Here is a 14,148-nt window from a genome sequence, read left to right on the forward strand (position 1 = left end):
GGCGGGGCCCCCCCCCCGGGGGGGCGGCCCGTCGGCGTTCGCGCCCGGGCGGGGATTCACCGGTGCACCGGTGAATCCCTTGCTTGTCGACCGAAGCTTCAGCCAAGAAGCACGAGATTCGGTCGAGTAGTACGCCGTGCCGGGTCGGCCGAGCCGCCGATTCAAGGGTCCCTTTGGGGATTCGCCCTGCCGCGGGGGCCGTGTCGGCGGTAGTTTGGGCGCGCGTCCGACCCGGGCGCGACCGACTCGCGCCAGCCGAGCATGCGGTGCTGGCGATCGTTCGAAGGAGAACCTGACGTGGGACTCATCCAGGCCGTCGCCGGCGCGATCGGCGGCACGCTCGCCGACCAGTGGGTCGACTTCTTCACCGTGCCCGACGGCATCGGCTCGACGGCGGCGGTCTTCCCCGCGGTGCAGCGCGGCCAGAACGCCGGCCGCGGCAGCAACACGCAGGGCTCCGACGGCGTGATCACTAAGGGCTCGAAGATCATCGTGCCGCAGGGCTACGGCCTCGTCCTCCTCGAGGACGGCGCGTTCACCGGGTTCGCGGCCGAGCCCGGCGCCTACGTGTGGGACTCCGACGAGGCCGCCTCGCAGTCGATCTTCACCGGCGGCGGTCTCGTGGACTCGATCGTCAAGCAGGCGTGGGAGCGCTTCAAGTTCGGCGGGCGCCCGTCGTCCCAGCAGAGCGCGCTGTTCGTCTCGCTCAAGGAGCTGCCGAACAACAAGTTCGGCACCCAGTCCGAGATCTACTGGGACGACGCCTTCCTCAACACCCAGGTCGGCGCGATCACCCGCGGCACCTACACGCTGAAGATCACCGACCCGCTCACCTTCGTGCGCAACTTCCTGCCCGCTGAGGTCATCAACGGGCGCAAGGTCTTCGACTTCACCGACATCGACAACCCTGCCGGCGAGCAGTTGTTCAACGAGGTCGTGGGGTCGCTGGCCCCGGCGTTCTCGATGTACACCAACGATCCGGCCAAGGGCAATCGCATCGCCAAGCTGCAGCAGGACAGCGTGGGCTTCGCCCAGTCGCTCTCGGCCGCCGTGGAGCAGAACTACCAGTGGCGCACCGATCGGGGCCTCGAGATCGTCAAGACGGCGATCATCTCCATCGAGTACGACGCCACGACCCGCGAGCTGCTGAAGAACGTCCAGCGTGCCGACGCGCTGTCGGGCGCTCGCGGCAACTCGAACCTGCAGGCCTCGGTGGCCGCCGGCATCGAGGCGGCTGGTGAGAATGCGGGCCCGGGCGGTCTGGTCGGCCTCGGCATGGCGGCCGGTGGTCTCGGCGTGGGCGGTCTCCAGCAGCCCGTCGCTCCGCAGCAGACGCCCGCCGCTCCCGCGGCTCCCGCCGCGCCGGCCGCACCCGCCGCTCCGGCGGCGGAGGACCCGATGGCTGTGCTCAAGCGGGCTAAGGAGATGCTCGACGCCGGTCTCATCACACAGGCCGACTACGACGCAGCGAAGGCGAAGGCGCTCGGTCTCTGACATGTCCACCGACGCCACCGACCCTCAGCCGCAGCAGCCGACCTTCGACGGGCCGCCGCTGTCGCTCGAGGAGGAGCTCGCCGCAGCACGCGCCGAGCCCGAGCCCGGACCCTCGATCGAGACCGTCAACGCCAGCCTGAAGGACGGCCTCAATCGCTGCCCGAAGTGCGGCGGCACCGACGTCCAGCTGAGGGCGTCGACCGGCATGCTGGTCTGCCTGTTCTGCCGCCACCAGTGGCAGGAGGCGCGGGTCGAGGAGGAGTTCGGGCTCGGCGAGGGCATCGACGACCTGCAGGGCACCGTGATCGCCAGCGGTGCGCGCGACATCGCCGCCGATGCCGAGCAGATGGTGACCTTCAAGTGCGACGCGTGCGGCGCGGAGGTGGTGGTCGACACCGCCCACGCCCTCAACGCGCGCTGCCACTGGTGCCGTCACACCTTCAACGTCAACCAGCAGATCCCCAACGGTGCGGTGCCGGACGCCGTCCTGCCCTTCAAGCTGACCAAGGACGAGGCCGTCGAGCGCATCCGCGCCTTCGCCGGCAAGCGCCGCCTCTTCGCCCACAAGCGGTTCAAGGCGGAGTTCACGCCCGAGAACGTGCTCGGCGTCTACCTGCCCTACCTGGTGGTCGACGCCCGCGCCGAGACCTCCTACTGGGGCACCGGCGAGGTCGAGACGCGGCGCTGGACGGAGAAGCAGGGCGACGACCGCGTCACCTACTACGCCGCCGACGTCTACCGACTGCAGCGTGAGGTCGCCTTCACCGTCGACGATCTCACCATCGAGGGCTCCTCGGCCCGCGCCGACTTCGGCTCGCAGACGACCAACAACATCGTCAACACCGTGCTGCCCTTCGACACCAAGAACGCCGTCAAGTGGAACGCCAGCTACCTCGTCGGCTACAGCAGCGAGAAGCGCGACCTCAACGTCGAGGGCCTGGCCCCCGTCCTCGAGGACCAGCTGCTCTCCATCGGCCGCTCCCAGGTCGAGGGCTCCCTCGATCGCTTCGACCGCGGTGTGCGCTGGGAGCAGGAGAAGATCGACGTCGGCGGCTCGCGGTGGGTCTCGATGTACCTCCCGGTGTGGCTCTACTCCTACCAGCAGAAGAGCGGCGGCATGCTGCACTACATCGCGGTCAACGCCCGCACGGGCGAGACCATGGGCAGCATCCCGGTCTCCCAGCCCAAGTTGATCCTGGCCGCGCTCACGATCGGCACGGTGCTCGAGGGTCTGGCCGGCGCGATCCTGGTGGCCACGGCATGAGCGCGGTCTCGCTGGTGCTGGTGCACCTGGCTCAGCTGGTCCAGCTCGTGCCGCTCGCCTCCGGCGACGGCGGCATCTGGCTGCTGGCCGCCGGCCCCGTCGGCGCGGTCGGCACCTACTGGCTGATCTACCGCTACTACCGCAACACCGACAAGTCGCACGCCTACGAGCGCGACACGCTCATCGAGGCCCAGCAGGTCACCGGCGGCGAGGACAAGATCGATCACATCGGTCGCACCCGCGACTCCGACATCGACGGTGACAACCGCCACTCCCACCGCCAGCGCGTGCAGCGCGTGCAGTGAGCCCGCAGCGGCGAGCGGGCGTCGTTCACCGGCCCCATCGGCTCGTGGACGACGCCCTGCCCGCCGCGCGCTGGTAGCCTCGCCTCGCCCGTCGCCAGCGATGAAAGGTTCCAGGTGCCCGGTTACCAGCGCGTGCTGCTCAAGTTGTCCGGTGAGGTCTTCGGCGGGGGCCGCGTCGGCGTCGACCCCGACGTGGTGCAGGCCATCGCCCGCGAGGTGAAGGCGGTCGTGGATGCCGGTGTGCAGATCGCGGTCGTCACCGGCGGAGGCAACTTCTTCCGCGGCGCCGAGCTCCAGCAGCGTGGCATGGACCGCGTCCGCGCCGACTACATGGGCATGCTCGGCATCGTCATGAACTGCTTGGCGCTGCAGGACTTCCTGGAGAAGCAGGGCGTCGACACCCGCGTGCAGACCGCGATCACGATGGGGCAGGTCGCCGAGCCCTACATCCCGCGCCGCGCGATCCGCCACATGGAGAAGGGCCGGGTCGTGATCTTCGGCGCCGGCATGGGCATGCCCTACTTCTCCACCGACACCGTGGCCGTGCAGCGAGCGCTCGAGAGCAGGTGCGACGTCGTCCTCGTGGCCAAGAGCGGTGTCGACGGCGTCTACAGCGCCGACCCGAACGTCGACCCCACCGCCACCAAGTACGACGAGCTCACCTACGACGAGGCCATCGGCAAGGGCCTGCGGATTATGGACCAGACGGCGTTCGCGCTGTGCGGCGAGAACAAGCTGCCCATGATCGTGTTCGGGATGGAGCCCGAGGGCAACATCCTTCGTGCGGTGCAGGGTGAGAGGATCGGGACGAGGGTCAGCGCCGGCTGAACGCCGCCGACCCGCCCGACGACCCCGACGACCCGCCCCCGGGCGGAGCCGCCGCAGCACCAGTACGCGACAGCAGCCCGCCCCCACCAGCACAGAGGAGACACGGTGATCAACGACATCCTTGCCGAGGCCGATCAGAAGATGGGCAAGTCGGTCGACGCGACCCGGGAGGAGTTCGCGACCATCCGTGCCGGCCGCGCCCACCCGAGCATGTTCAGCAAGATCATGGTCGACTACTACGGCACCCAGACCCCGATCCAGCAGCTGGCCTCCTTCACCGCCCCCGAGGCGCGCATCATCCTGGTCCAGCCCTTCGACGTCGGCGCGATCAACAACGTCGAGCGCGCCATCCGCGACTCCGACCTCGGCGTGAACCCCTCGAGCGACGGCAAGCAGCTGCGCTGCGTCTTCCCCGAGCTCACCGAGGAGCGCCGCCGCGAGTTCATCAAGCTCGCCAAGGAGAAGGGCGAGGGCGGCAAGGTCGCCGTGCGCCAGGTGCGCCAGAAGGCCAAGCAGAACCTCGAGCGCCTCGAGAAGGACGGCGAGGTCGGCAAGGACGACGTCACCGGCGCTGAGAAGAAGCTCGACGGCCTCACCAAGAAGCACACCGAGGCCATCGACGAGCTGCTCAAGCACAAGGAGGCCGAGCTGCTCGAGGTCTGACCTCGACACGCTCGCCCTTCGTCGGCCACGCTCATTCCATGACCTCGACCTCGTCGACACCGCCGTCGACCCCGCCGTCGGCGCCTCAACCGACCCCGGCCGCGAAGAACCACGGTCGTGCGGGTCGCGACCTTCCGGCGGCGATCACCTCCGCGGTCGTGCTGCTGGGATCGATCGCGGCGTCGCTGGCGTTCTGGAAGCCCGCCTTCATGGGCATCGTGGCCCTCGCGGTCGTGGTGGCCATCTGGGAGCTGCGCAAGGGCATGCTCGCCAAGAGCATCGACCTCCCGGAGCAGCCGCTCATGATCGGCGGCGTCGTGATGGTCGTCGTGGCCTACCTGCTCGGCCCCGCCGCGCTCGTCACCGCCACCGCCGTCACGGCCCTGGTGATCATGCTCTGGCTGCTGCGCCGCGGTGTCGACGGCTACGTGCAGACGGCCACGGCGTCGGTGTTCGCGCTGATCTACGTGCCGTTCCTCGGGTCGTTCGTCGCGCTCATGCTCGCCGAGGGCGACGACCTCGCCGGGGGCGGGCTGGGCGACGACGGCGTCAAGGGCATCATCGTCTTCATCCTCGTCACGATCGCCTCCGACATCGGCGGCTACGTGGCGGGAGTGCTGTTCGGCAAGCACCCGATGGCCCCGGTCATCTCGCCGAAGAAGTCGTGGGAGGGGTTCGCCGGGTCGGCGCTCGCCACGGTCGGTGCCGGTGTGGTGCTGGTGGTCTACCTGCTCGACGGCTCGTGGTGGATCGGCGTCCTGCTCGGCCTGATCGCGGTCGTCATGGCCACGCTCGGCGACCTGTGCGAGTCGGTGATCAAGCGTGACCTCGGCATCAAGGACATGAGCCAGGTGATCCCGGGCCACGGCGGCCTGATGGACCGCCTCGACTCGCTGCTCGCCACGATCGGCCCCATCTGGCTGCTGCTGCACTACGGCGTCTTCTGACCCCCGGCGCTGCCGCGCAGGGGTGCGCCTCAGAGTCGGTCGCGGATCGCCCACAGGTCGGGGAACAGCGGCTGCGTGACCGTGCTCCACAGGTAGGCCGCCCCGCTCGACCCGCCGGTGCCCGGACGGGCGCCGATGGTGCGCTCGACCATCTTCACGTGGCGGTAGCGCCACTCCTGCAGCCCCTCGTCGAGGTCGACGAGGCGCTCGGCCACCTGCGCCGGGCTGGCGTCGTCCACGTAGACGGCGAGGAGGGTGCTCTGGACACCGTCGTGCGGCGTCCACGGCTGGGCGACGTCGCGCTCGAGGGCGTCGGCGGGCACGGCGAAGCCGGCGGCGACCAGCAGGCGGAGGTAGGAGTCGAAGACCGAGGGGCGACTCATCGCGAGGTCGATGCGGGCCCGCTCGTCGCTGCCCTCCGGGTAGTGGACGACGACGCGCCGGTCGCGGCGCCCGAGCACGGCCTCGAGCTCACGGAACTGCGCCGACTGGAACCCGCTCGAGGCATCGAGGCGCCCGCGGAAGCTGGTGAACTGCCGCGGCGTCATCGTCTCGAGGACGTCGACCTGCGCCACCGCGACCTTGAGGATCGCCAGCACCCGGCCGAGGGTGTGCAGGGCCGCGGAGGCGTCCGCGCGCTCGAGGTGGCGCTGCAGCGCCGTGCACTCGTGGAGCATCTGCTTGAACCACAGTTCGTAGACCTGGTGGATGACGATGAACAGCAGCTCGTCGTGCTCCTCCGAGCGCGGCCGCTGGGCGCCGAGCACCTCGTCGAGGGCGAGGTAGGCGCTGTAGGTGAGCGCCGGGTGGGGGGAGGTGTCGGCGGTCGCGGCAGCGGCTGCAGGGGCGTCGGAGGCGAGCAGGAGCTCGGGGGAGTCGGAGTGCTCGGCAGGCCGTCGGTTCGGATCCACGGGTCAAGCATGGCCCGTGGCCCCGGGGTGGCTACCATCAACGCACCATGAACGACCTGATCGGGGCCCCCGAGGCCGACGAGGACGCGCCGAGCGCCGAGCGCTCCCGTCGTCCCGACTGGTTCCACCGGGGCCATCCGGTCTTCTTCCCGCTGGCCGGCTTCTTCACCGGCATGGTCGGCGTCATCGTCGTCCCAGGCACCTTCGCAGCCGTGCTCCAGGGCATCGCCGGCACCGACCGCGCCGAGCAGCTCTTCCCGTTCCTGCTGCTCGTGCTCGTCATCCCGATCGGCCTGATCGTGCCGCGGCGCACCCGGCGTTTCGGGCGCTACCTCCTGCTCGGCATGGTCTCGACCGTCGTCGTGGTCGGGGGAGTGGGCGCCGCGGTGCTGTGGTGGCTGCTCAACCACGGCGGCTGAGCCTGTCCGGAGGTCCCCGCGGGAGTTCGTGATCGGCCCGGCCTCAGTGGGATCATCGAGGGCGATGAACGACGACACCTCCCGAACCTCCCTCCCGCTCGTGCTGGAGGCGCCCCGTGGACGCCGCAAGCCGCCGCGCCACCTGGCCGACCTCACCCCGGCCGAGCGCAAGGAGCAGCTGAGCGGGATGGGGCTGCCCGGGTTCCGGGCGCGGCAGGTGGCCGCCCACTACTTCGCGCGGCTCGTCGACGACCCCGCGGAGATGACCGACCTCCCCGCGGCCCAGCGCGACGACCTCGTGGCGGCTCTCCTGCCGCCGCTGATGACGCCGGTGCGCACGCTGGAGGCCGATCGCGGCACCACGCGCAAGACGCTGTGGCGCCTCTTCGACGGCTCGCTGGTCGAGTCGGTGCTGATGCGCTACCCGGGCCGCACCACGATGTGCGTCTCGAGCCAGGCCGGTTGCGGCATGGCCTGCCCGTTCTGCGCCACCGGCCAGGGCGGCCTGCAGCGCAACATGTCCACCGCGGAGATCGTCGAGCAGGTGATCGCCGGTGCCCGCTCGCTCGCGCGCGGCGAGGTTCCGGGCGGCGAGGGTCGGGTCAACAACATCGTCTTCATGGGCATGGGTGAGCCGCTGGCCAACTACGGCGCCGTCGTGGGTGCGGTGCGCCGCCTCACCGATCCCGCGCCCGACGGCTACGGCATGTCGGCGCGTGGCATCACCGTGTCCACCGTGGGTCTCGTGCCCCGCATGCGCCAGCTCGCCGACGAGGGCATCCCGGTCACCCTCGCGCTGAGCCTGCACGCCCCCGACGACGAGCTGCGCAACACCCTCGTGCCGATCAACACCCGCTTCTCCGTGGCCGAGACCGTCGACGCCGCCCACCACTACTTCGAGCGCACCGGACGCCGGGTCTCGATCGAGTACGCCATGATGCGCGACGTCAACGACCACGCCTGGCGTGCTGACCTCCTCGCCGACGTCCTCAACGAGCACGGTCGCGGCTGGGTGCACGTCAACCTCATCCCGCTCAACGAGGTGCCCGGCTCGCAGTTCACCCGCAGCCGCGACGCCGACATGGACGAGTTCGTCCGCCGCCTCGAGGCCAAGGGCGTGCCCACCACCGTGCGCGACACCCGCGGCAACGAGATCGACGCCGCCTGCGGGCAGCTCGCGGCGCTGGAGGACTGACCCGCCCGGCGATCGCTGCGGTGCCACCCGCCTCGGCGGGTCGCTCCGTCGTCCACGCCCTCGCGCTGGCGCTCGCGCGCCCCGATGTAACACGCCGTCCACCGCTCTACCTGGCGCGAGTCAGTCGGCCGGAGCCCGATTTCGGGCGGTGGGCGACTGACACGCGCCGGGTAGTCAGGTGGACGGCGTGTTACATGCCGTGCCGACCCCGCGGCCGGTCAGCAGCCGGCGGCGGGGGTCACCTTGTTCACGTCGCCGTCGGCCCGCACGGACCCGGCGTCGGTGAGGCGGTAGGCGGAGCAGAAGCGGCGGCTGAGCAGGCCCGTGCGGTCGAGGGTGATCGGCGTCCACACGCCGTTGCCGGCGGGCTCGAGGTACGAGAAGCGCTCGGCGAGCAGCGGAGCGACGGGCGCGCCCTTGAGCCAGCGGGCCAGCCACGCCTGGGTGTAGACCGAGGTGAGCGCCTGGCCGTAGCGGCTGGCGGGCAGCACCAGCGGGATGTCAGTGAAGTCGAGGTGGGTCGAGGAGCGCGGGACGACGACCATCGTGTCCTGGCCGGCGCCGGTCCAGTTCTGGTAGCCGGGCTTCAGCTCGCGCTGCGGGTCGTCCTTGAGCGAGAGGCCGGGGGTGAGCGAGTTGGCGCCGAGGATCGCGGGCGCCACGGTGAAGCCGTACTCCGCGTGGACGCCGAGGGCCGGCACCTTCGGCGTGCTCGGCGGGATCGGCGCGGCTGCGTTGAGCAGGCCGCTGCCGCCCGAGCCGAGCTTGTCGAGCGCCACCACGGTCGAGACGCGCGGGTCGATCGACTGCACGTAGCTCACCGCGAACGCGCCGAGGGAGTGGCCGATGATCGCGAACTTCGCGGTACGCCCCGGGGCGGTGGGGCGGGCCAGCGGGGTGCGGTCGAAGGAGGGCCACAGCGGGTTGAAGGCGTCGACCTTCGCGCTGCCGCGCAGGGGGTTGGCGTAGGGCGCGGTGGGGGTGGAGAAGAAGAAGTCGGTGGCGTCGAGCGTTCCGTAGATGAAGTTCGCGGGCTGCTGGAACGGGACTCCCGGGCAGCCGCTGAGCTCGAGCGGCTTGGCGGCGGCGATGGGGAAGCAGAGCGGCAGGTTCGAACCGCTCTCGTGCGGGAGGGTCTCGCTGAGCCCCTGGCCCTGCACGTCGTACACGAGGACGACGAAGCCGCGCTCGGCGAGGTCCTGCCCGAGCCACGTGTACATGCCCGAGGAGCCCTGCACCGACCCCGGCGTGAGGACGACGCCCGGGAACGGCCCGCGCAGCACCTCCCCCGTGTAGGGGTCGCGCGCGCCCGGCTTCGGCGAGTAGACCGTGCCGCGCAGCAGCGCGCCGTAGCGGTTGGTGAACGCCACCTTCGTCTCGATGCCGCGGGTGCCGTTCCAGCCCGCGCGCAGCGGGTTGCCGACGTTGAAGCCGGGCACGAGCGCTCCACCGGTCAGCGACGGCCGGGTGGGGGAGGCGGCGAGGTTGCGCAGCGACTCGATCGAGCCGGCGGTCGACTGCTGCACGAGCGCCGGCAGGTAGGCGGGGTTCTGCAGCTGCCCGTTCGGTCCGGTGATGCGTCCGTAGGCGTCGGCCATCGCCTGCAGGTCGCTCGGCAGCCCGGTGAGCAGACCGGTCACCGGCGCCAGGGGGCCGAGCGGGTCGTCGGCAGCCCGGGCCGGCGCGGGCGCGCCGGCGAGTGCGACGGCGGCGCCGAACGCCACGATCAGCGCGGTCACTCGGCGGGCGAGTCGACGGCGCGCGGGGGAGCGGTCGGTCGGGCGGCGCAGGGTCATCGGTTCCTCACATCTGCCGGGGCACTGCTCGGGCATGGTGGAACGCGCTCGTACCGCGCTCCGGGGGATCAACGGTCGACGCCGACGCGCCGTTACGCGCGTCACAGTGTCACTGGGGCGACGGCGTCCTCAGGAGCGCGGATCGGCCACCAGCAGCTCGACGTTGCGGTCGGTCGCGGCGCCGAGGCCGAAGCCGTGGGCGTGCCAGTCGTTGGCGGCGAGCTCGCGCGAGAGGCCGGCCAGCGCGATGGGGTCGCCCGTGCCGGCGCCGGCCGAGACGGGCCCCTCGTGGTCGATCATCGTGGTGAAGATCGACAGGCTGCCGTCGCGGTTGTCGGCGATCTCGATGATGCGTGCCTGCTGCGGCCAGTCGATGTGCGAGGCCGTCGTGATCTCCCAGAGCCCGCCCCCGCCGGTGCGGGGCCGCGGTACCACGGTGTTGGTGTGGGTGTGGCCGTTGATCCAGGCGATGACCTCGCGGTGGCTCAGCAGCTCGGCGAGCACCGCCGACCCGGTCACCCGCTGCTCGAGGCTGCCGCCGGTGGCCACCAGCGGGTTGCCCATCGTGGACGACGTGTGGTGGCTGAACACCATCACCGCCTTGCCCTGCGAGGAGGCGAGCAGGTTCTTCAGCCAGGCGAACTGGGCGGGGTCGAGCGAGCCGTCGGCGTAGCCGTTCGGGTTGACGGTGTCGAGCACGACGAAGCGGAACGATCCCTCGTCGAAGGAGTAGTAGGCGGTGCCCTCGCGGCGGTTGACGTCGGTGAAGCCGTGTCCGAACGGGGCGCCGCCGAGGGCGAAGTGCTGCTCGACGACCTCCTGGCGGGTGAGCAGGCGTCGCTCGGCGTCCGCGCTGACGAAGCGGATGCCGAGGTTCAGGCCGCCGCCGAGCAGGTTGTTCAGCAGGCCGGTGAGCAGCGCCGCCGGGTTCGCGAGGAGGTCCTCGAAGAGCTGGGCGGGGTTGATCCCGGCGGGCGGCGAGACGATCTTGAGGTTGCCCGTGGCGATCGCGTTGAGCTGCAGGGTGGTGGCCGGGAAGTTGCCCTGCACCAGGCCGTCGTGGTTGCCGAACACCGAGTACCACCGCATGTGGAGGCCCTCGGCGGTGAACGGTCGGCGGGCGGCGTCCAGGAGCCCGCGGACGACGGGGAAGCCGTACTTCGCGCGCGGACGGTCGACCGGGCGACCGAGCGGGTTGCCGTCGGGGTGCCAGTAGGCGGCGTCGTAGGTGAGGTAGTCGCCGTCGGCGACACCCTCCCAGCGCGCGAGCGAGCCGGAGTCGACGCGCACGCGGCCGCCGTTGAGCAGGTTGATGTTCCAGCGCACCTCGTTGGCCTGGGAGTTGTCGGAGTTGTCGCCGGTCTGGATCGCGAGCGCGAAGGGCTTGCCCGTGACCGGGCCGGACCCGATCCGGTTGACCGTGCGCACCATCGAGTCGGCCACCTGGCCGGTGAGCATCTCCTGCGGTCGGTAGGAGGAGGTGAACAGGCCGGTGGCCGGCAGGCCGCCCGGGTCGTCGAGCCGGTCGACCCATTCGAGGCGCAGGGGCGACTGCGCGTCGATCACGTGGATGTCGGAGAGCTGCACGAACGACAGCAGGCCGGCCCGCGCGGCGGCGCGACCGGGTGCGGCGGCGACGCCCAGCTCGGTGCGCACGACGTGGGCCTCGCCGGCGGCGGCCACCACCGGTCGGTAGCCCTTGGCGTTCGGGGTGCCGGTGGTGAGGGTGCGGGCGAGGGTGCCCACGGGTGCCGGCGCGCCGGCGGCCCTCGCCGCGGCACCTCCGGGTGCAGGGCCGGCCACGGCGGCCCGCAGGCTCCCGGGGACGGCGATGGCGGCGGCCGCGAGGCCTCCGGCGGTCAGGGCGCGGCGGACGAGGTCACGGCGGGAGAGCTCCACAAGTCCCTCACCCTACGAGGTGATCGGCGTCACGTCACGACTTTCGTCCCAGGACCGTCGCGTCGCGCTCGTGCGTCGTCCGACGTTCACGAAGGCGACGCCGAACACTCGCGCGAGCGTGGATCGTCGTTGCGGCCGCGCTCCTAGCGTCACTGACCATGGACCAGGTCCTCACGCCCCCGCGTCCCCTCGACCAGCTGAGCCTGCCCGGCGTCCTCTCCGTGGCCGCCCCCGGCTCCTCGCTCCTGCCTCCCGCGGTGTCGCTGCCCCCGGTGCGCCGCCTCCCTTCGGACGACGAACGGCTGCGCGTCCTGGTCGTGGCCGAGTCCTTCCTGCCGCAGGTCAACGGGGTCACCAACTCGGTGCGCCGCGTGCTCGAGCACCTCGCCGCGCACGGCCACCGCGCCGAGCTGGTGGCGCCGACCGGCCCCGAGCGCTACGCGGGCTTCCCGGTGCGCCGCGCGCGCGGCGCCAACCTGCCGTTCTACCCCGACTTCCGGGTGGGCCTCGAGACGCGTCGTCGCCTGCGCCAGGTGATCACCCGCTTCCGGCCCGACGTCGTCCACATCGCCTCACCCGCCACGCTCGGCTACCAGGCCGCCCGCGCGGCCGCCGAGCTCGGCGTGCCCACGGTCGCGATCTACCAGACCGACCTCGTCGGCTTCGCCGAGCGCTACGACCTGCCCGGCGGCGTGCGCGCCGCCGCGCGACTGACCCGGCGCATCCACACCCAGGTCGACCGCACGCTCGCGCCCTCGACCGCGAGCATCGAGCAGCTGCGCGACCTCGGTGTGCCGGAGGTGCACCGCTGGGGTCGCGGCGTCGACCTCGAGGCCTTCCACCCCCGCCACCGCGACGCGGAGCTCCGGCGTCGCCTCGCGCCCGACGGTCGCCTCCTCGTGGGCTACGTCGGGCGGCTCGCGCCCGAGAAGGAGCTCCACCTGCTCGAGCACCTCGCCGACGATCCGCGGCTGCGGCTGGTCGTGGTGGGTGGCGGCCCCGAGGAGGACCGGCTGCGGGCGCTCCTCGGCGACCGCGCCGACCTGCTGGGGCTGCTGCACGGCGACGACCTCTCCGCGGCCTACGCCTCTCTCGACGTGTTCGTGCACACGGGCCGCTACGAGACGTTCTGCCAGTCCGCCCAGGAGGCCCTCGCCTCGGGCGTTCCGGTGGTGGCCCCCGGCGCCGGAGGCCCCGTCGACGTCGTCGACCACGAGCGCAACGGCCTGCTCTACGCCCCCGGCGACGGCGCCGCGCTCGCAGCGGCCGTCGGCCGCCTCGTGGACGACGTGGCGCTGCGTCGACGCTTCGCCGCCGACGCCGTGAGCGCCGTGCAGACCCGCTCCTGGGCCGCGATCAACGACCAGCTGCTCGGCCACTACCGGGCGGTCGCGGCCGCTCGCGGGGGCGTCGACCGCGTCGCCTGATGCGACGGCCTCGGGCGACCTACGTGAGCAGCGCGGCCGCCTCGTCGACCGTGTCGACGAGGTGGATGTGCTCCTCCATCGCCCGACCGCTGGCCAGCGCCTGCAGCAGCGGCCACGCCGGGAGGGTGTGCGTCCAGTACGTTCGCCCCACCAGCACCATCGGAGCCACCGAGGACTCCTCGGCGTAGTAGTTCTCGCAGGCGTCCTGGAAGACCTCCTGCACGGTGCCGCCGGCACCGGGCAGGAAGACGATCCCGGCGTCGCAGATCTGCAGCAGGATCGCCTCGCGGATGGCGTTGCGGAAGTACTTGGCGATCGCGGTCGCGAACAGGTTGGGCGGCTCGTGCCCGTAGTGCCACGTGGGCACCCCCAGCGTCGCTGTCGGCTCGGTGTCGGCGGGCGCGAGGGCCAGCGCCTCGCGGGCGGCGGCGACCCACGCGTCCACCGAGGGGTGGAAGTCGGGCACCCGCGCCAGCGTGCGCACGGCCTCGGTGACCGCCTCCTCCACCCCCTCCTCCGTGGACGACGCCCGCGCCAGGCGGGCGCCGAGGTTCGCGGCCTCCATCGCCCCGGGGCCGCCGCCGGTGGCCACCGTGTGGTGGCGTCCGAGCAGGGCGCCGAGGCGGGCGGCGTCGGAGAACACGACCGTGCCCCGCGAGGCGGCGTGCCCGCCCATCACGCCGACCAGGGAGCGGTCCGTCGTCCACGCCTCGAGGGCGGCATCGATGGCCTGGTCGTGCAGCACCTGCGCGAGCGCGGCGGCGGGGCCGCAGCGGTGCAGGGCCCACTGGTGGGCGCGACCGTCGAGCGAGTCGGCCCACGCGGGGGCGTCGTAGAGCTCGTCGACGGTGTAGAGGCCGGTGCGCTCGATGTCGAGGCCGCCCAGCCGCTCGAGGGCCGCGGCGGCCGCGCCGGCACGCGAGGCGATGTCGGCCTCCGACGCCGCCCGGGCGTCGACGACGAGGCGGCGGGTGCGCACGGATCTCACGGCACGGACGGT

Annotated in this window: 13 protein-coding genes; 9 read left to right on the forward strand and 4 right to left on the reverse strand. The window is 71.9% G+C overall.

Annotation, left to right across the window (positions count from 1 at the left end):
* The first annotated feature begins 297 nt into the window (after positions 1–297).
* From ACERUN_RS11425 to ACERUN_RS11450, 6 genes are all read left to right on the forward strand, one after another.
* The gene (locus ACERUN_RS11425) at positions 298–1,494 is read left to right on the forward strand and encodes an SPFH domain-containing protein (protein WP_370290082.1); all 1,197 of its coding nucleotides are present in this window, start codon (positions 298–300) and stop codon (positions 1,492–1,494) included.
* Between the two features lies 1 nt (position 1,495).
* A complete protein-coding gene (locus ACERUN_RS11430) occupies positions 1,496–2,758 on the forward strand; it encodes a TFIIB-type zinc ribbon-containing protein (RefSeq protein WP_370290084.1) in 1,263 nt (420 codons plus the stop codon).
* Positions 2,755–3,063 carry a hypothetical protein gene (locus ACERUN_RS11435; RefSeq protein ID WP_370290086.1) on the forward strand — a complete coding sequence of 103 codons (309 nt, stop codon included), beginning with the start codon at positions 2,755–2,757 and terminating at the stop codon, positions 3,061–3,063. The genes ACERUN_RS11430 and ACERUN_RS11435 overlap by 4 nt, the downstream gene beginning before the upstream one ends.
* A 114-nt stretch (positions 3,064–3,177) precedes the next feature.
* Positions 3,178–3,891, forward strand: a complete 714-nt coding sequence (pyrH, locus tag ACERUN_RS11440; RefSeq protein ID WP_370290088.1) for a UMP kinase — start codon at positions 3,178–3,180, stop codon at positions 3,889–3,891.
* Between the two features lie 108 nt (positions 3,892–3,999).
* Positions 4,000–4,554, forward strand: coding sequence for a ribosome recycling factor (gene frr, locus ACERUN_RS11445; protein ID WP_370290273.1), 555 nt, complete (start codon positions 4,000–4,002; stop codon positions 4,552–4,554).
* A 38-nt stretch (positions 4,555–4,592) separates the two neighbouring features.
* Positions 4,593–5,501 carry a phosphatidate cytidylyltransferase gene (locus ACERUN_RS11450; RefSeq protein WP_370290089.1) on the forward strand — a complete coding sequence of 303 codons (909 nt, stop codon included), beginning with the start codon at positions 4,593–4,595 and terminating at the stop codon, positions 5,499–5,501.
* A 29-nt stretch (positions 5,502–5,530) separates the two neighbouring features.
* On the opposite strand, the gene ACERUN_RS11455 is transcribed toward ACERUN_RS11450, so the two are convergent.
* Complete coding sequence (locus ACERUN_RS11455) at positions 5,531–6,412, reverse strand: tryptophan 2,3-dioxygenase (protein WP_370290090.1); 882 nt, start codon at positions 6,410–6,412, stop codon at positions 5,531–5,533.
* Positions 6,413–6,459: 47 nt separating this feature from the next.
* Between ACERUN_RS11455 and ACERUN_RS11460 the strand changes: the two genes are divergently transcribed.
* The gene (locus ACERUN_RS11460) at positions 6,460–6,831 is read left to right on the forward strand and encodes a hypothetical protein (protein ID WP_370290091.1); all 372 of its coding nucleotides are present in this window, start codon (positions 6,460–6,462) and stop codon (positions 6,829–6,831) included.
* Positions 6,832–6,895: 64 nt separating this feature from the next.
* Positions 6,896–8,026, forward strand: a complete 1,131-nt coding sequence (gene rlmN, locus ACERUN_RS11465; RefSeq protein WP_370290092.1) for a 23S rRNA (adenine(2503)-C(2))-methyltransferase RlmN — start codon at positions 6,896–6,898, stop codon at positions 8,024–8,026.
* 218 nt (positions 8,027–8,244) lie between these two features.
* On the opposite strand, the gene ACERUN_RS11470 is transcribed toward rlmN, so the two are convergent.
* Together ACERUN_RS11470 and ACERUN_RS11475 are read right to left on the reverse strand one after the other, a co-directional pair.
* The gene (locus ACERUN_RS11470) at positions 8,245–9,822 is read right to left on the reverse strand and encodes an alpha/beta hydrolase (RefSeq protein WP_370290093.1); all 1,578 of its coding nucleotides are present in this window, start codon (positions 9,820–9,822) and stop codon (positions 8,245–8,247) included.
* 129 nt (positions 9,823–9,951) lie between these two features.
* Positions 9,952–11,721, reverse strand: a complete 1,770-nt coding sequence (locus ACERUN_RS11475) for a TIGR03767 family metallophosphoesterase (protein WP_370290094.1) — start codon at positions 11,719–11,721, stop codon at positions 9,952–9,954.
* Between the two features lie 158 nt (positions 11,722–11,879).
* On the opposite strand from ACERUN_RS11475, the gene ACERUN_RS11480 reads away from it, so the two are divergent.
* Positions 11,880–13,148, forward strand: a complete 1,269-nt coding sequence (locus ACERUN_RS11480) for a glycosyltransferase family 4 protein (protein ID WP_370290096.1) — start codon at positions 11,880–11,882, stop codon at positions 13,146–13,148.
* Between the two features lie 19 nt (positions 13,149–13,167).
* Here ACERUN_RS11480 and ACERUN_RS11485 read toward each other — a convergent pair whose 3' ends face one another.
* A complete protein-coding gene (locus ACERUN_RS11485; protein ID WP_370290097.1) occupies positions 13,168–14,136 on the reverse strand; it encodes an LOG family protein in 969 nt (322 codons plus the stop codon).
* Positions 14,137–14,148 lie beyond the last annotated feature (12 nt).

It is taken from the genome of Nocardioides sp., from assembly GCF_964229035.1.
Taxonomy (GTDB): domain Bacteria; phylum Actinomycetota; class Actinomycetes; order Propionibacteriales; family Nocardioidaceae; genus Nocardioides.

Bases quoted from the DNA above. Each gene is read 5' to 3' on its own strand.
- ACERUN_RS11430 (WP_370290084.1), top strand. From the start codon at position 1,496: ATGTCCACCGACGCCACCGACCCTCAGCCGCAGCAGCCGACCTTCGAC.
- ACERUN_RS11435 (WP_370290086.1), top strand. From the start codon at position 2,755: ATGAGCGCGGTCTCGCTGGTGCTGGTGCACCTGGCTCAGCTGGTCCAG.
- ACERUN_RS11450 (WP_370290089.1), top strand. From the start codon at position 4,593: ATGACCTCGACCTCGTCGACACCGCCGTCGACCCCGCCGTCGGCGCCT.
- ACERUN_RS11460 (WP_370290091.1), top strand. From the start codon at position 6,460: ATGAACGACCTGATCGGGGCCCCCGAGGCCGACGAGGACGCGCCGAGC.
- rlmN (WP_370290092.1), top strand. From the start codon at position 6,896: ATGAACGACGACACCTCCCGAACCTCCCTCCCGCTCGTGCTGGAGGCG.
- ACERUN_RS11470 (WP_370290093.1), bottom strand. From the start codon at position 9,822: ATGACCCTGCGCCGCCCGACCGACCGCTCCCCCGCGCGCCGTCGACTC.
- ACERUN_RS11480 (WP_370290096.1), top strand. From the start codon at position 11,880: ATGGACCAGGTCCTCACGCCCCCGCGTCCCCTCGACCAGCTGAGCCTG.